The 2484-nt window shown below is 48.6% G+C and carries 2 protein-coding genes; one reads left to right on the top strand and one right to left on the bottom strand.

All coding sequences use genetic code 11. The features are described from left to right. Positions 1–145: 145 nt before the first annotated feature. A complete protein-coding gene (locus KDK16_RS09005; protein ID WP_257275693.1) occupies positions 146–1564 on the top strand; it encodes a uracil-xanthine permease family protein in 1419 nt (472 codons plus the stop codon). A 15-nt stretch (positions 1565–1579) separates the two neighbouring features. Here the strand turns inward: KDK16_RS09005 and KDK16_RS09000 are convergent. Then, positions 1580–2484: amidohydrolase family protein (locus KDK16_RS09000; protein ID WP_257275692.1), on the bottom strand; the 905-nt coding region annotated here is incomplete at its 5' end.

Below are 2484 nucleotides of genomic sequence, written 5' to 3'. Positions count from 1 at the left end.
GTCTATCCCCTGCATCATGAAAGGCTCGCCCTTGGCAGGCTGGTTGCGCTGGTATTTTATTTCGAATATCTCCAAAAAAATTGAACAATTGGTCAAGTAATTGCAATACTCCTTCTGAATAACAAAAAAAACGGCAGGAGTACCCATGAATACCGAGGTTCATAATCCCGAACTCATTCACCAGCTAAACGACAAGCCACCATTACCTAGAGCTTTTTTCAGTGCTTTGCAACATATGATCGCCAGCTTTATGGGTGTTGTGACACCAACTCTGGTCATCGGTGGGGTGCTGGGCCTGGGAGAACATATTCCTTATCTGGTCAGTATGGCGTTAATCGCATCAGGGATAGGTACCTTTATCCAGGCCAGACGTTTTGGTCCTCTGGGCTCTGGTTTGCTGAGTATTCAAGGGACCAGTTTTGCTTTTTTAAGTTCCCTGATTGCTGCCGGCTTTGTTGTTAAGAGTCGGGGAGGCAGCAATGAAGAGATTATAGCTTTAATGACAGGGCTCTGTTTTTTCGGGGCATTTATCGAGATTATCCTGAGCCGTTTTTTCCATAAACTGCGCAAGATCATAACGCCAACCATCACCGGAATTGTCATTTCACTGATTGGTCTCAGCCTGGTTAAGGTGGCTGTGACTGATATGGCCGGTGGCTTCAATGCGCCTGATTTTGGTGCACTGAGCAACCTTGCAGTGAGCATCACAGTGTTGGCGACTGTGATCTTTTTTAATCGCAGTTCCCGTCCCATGGTTCGTCTCTCGGCGATTTTCCTCGGCTTGCTGGTAGGCAGCCTGATGACACTTTATTCCGGTAAAATGACTCTGGAGGGATTAACGGACTCGGCATTATTTACTATTCCAGTGCCTTTTAAATATGGAATGACCTTCGATTGGGAGTTATTCATTCCGATTGTTCTCATTTATGTGATTACGACCATTGAATCGACTGGTGATCTCACTGCAACAGCAAAGCTCTCAGGAGAACCTATTAAGGGTGATGAATACGTTGAGCGTATTCGTGGCGGAATTTTGGCTGATGGCGTGAACTCTCTGACCGCAGCCTGCCTGAACAGCTTTCCAACGACGACGTTCAGTCAGAACAATGGTGTGATTCAAATGACCGGCGTCGCCAGCCGATTTGTTGGCTATATTATTGCCGGACTGTTTTTTGTGATGGGACTTTTCCCGATACTCGGGGCCATCCTGGTGCAGATTCCCAAACCTGTTCTGGGTGGGGCCACATTGGTTATGTTTGGCACAGTGGCTGCTTCAGGTATTCGCATACTGGCTTCAGAGTCGCTTGATCGTCGGCAGGTAATGATTATTGCTGTGTCCATAGGCATGGGGCTGGGTGTCACAATTGTGCCTGAGGTGCTGAGTCAGATGCCGGAACTGGTCAAAAACATTTTCGGCTCGTCGATCACCACCGGAGGTTTGACTGCTATTTTGCTGTCGCTGGTTTTGCCTGAAGAATCCGGGCTGGCATCCAGCGATCAGAGAAAAGTGGTGAAAAATATTAATGCGTCTTCAGGATCCATCAAAGAAGAAACCGCTTTCTGAGAACTCCATCATACCTCAGGACACCAGTTTTTTGGCTGAAAGCTGGTGGGCAGCCATGATAGCGTGTTGATCAAGATGAAGCAGTGCTTCATTTTTAATCAGCCACTTTCCTGCACACATCACGGCAGCTGCTTTATGGCCTCCACAAAGAACTAATGCTGCCAATGGGTCATGGCTGCCGCTGAAACGCAACTCATCCAGGCTGAAAAGAGCAAGGTCGGCCTGCTTCCCTACTGCCAGTTCTCCAATATCCTCCCTACCAAGTGCTTTCGCTGAACCTTTTGTCGCCCAGTACAAGGCATCAAGATGAGTGACTTCATCTGCGGCGTAACGCAGACGGTTGATCAGCAAAGCCTGACGGACTTCCTGCATCATATTCGAGCCGTCGTTAGAAGCAGAGCCATCCACACCCAGTCCGACATGGACGCCTGCAGAATCGAGTTCTTTGGTTCGGCAGACGCCCGATGCAAGAAGCATATTTGAGGTAGGACAGTGACAGACGGCCAAACCCGCCTGCCCCATTCTTTTGATTTCATCCTCATTGAAGTGAATGCCATGAGCCAGCCAGACATCGTCAGCCAGCCAGCCCACAGATTCAAGATAATCCAGTGGACGCAGACCAAATCGTCGAATGCAGAAGCTGTCTTCATCAAGAGTTTCAGCCAGATGAGTATGCAATCGAACACTGTGTTTACGGGCGAGCCCGGCGGTCTCTTTCATCAGCTCTGTGCTGACTGAAAAAGGTGAACATGGCGCCAGAGCAATCTGAATCTTTGCTCCCTCTTCTGGCTGATGGTAACGATGAATTAGACGTTCTGAATCGTTTAGTATTTGTGTTTCCGTTTGGACGGTTGATTGGGGAGGAAGGCCGCCATCCTTTTCTCCAAGACTCATCGAACCCCGAGTCAACATTACCCGTC

This window comes from Endozoicomonas sp. SESOKO4 (assembly GCF_024606275.1).
The sequence above is the reverse complement of the archived record's forward strand: the minus strand, read 5'-3'. Positions and strand labels throughout refer to the sequence as shown.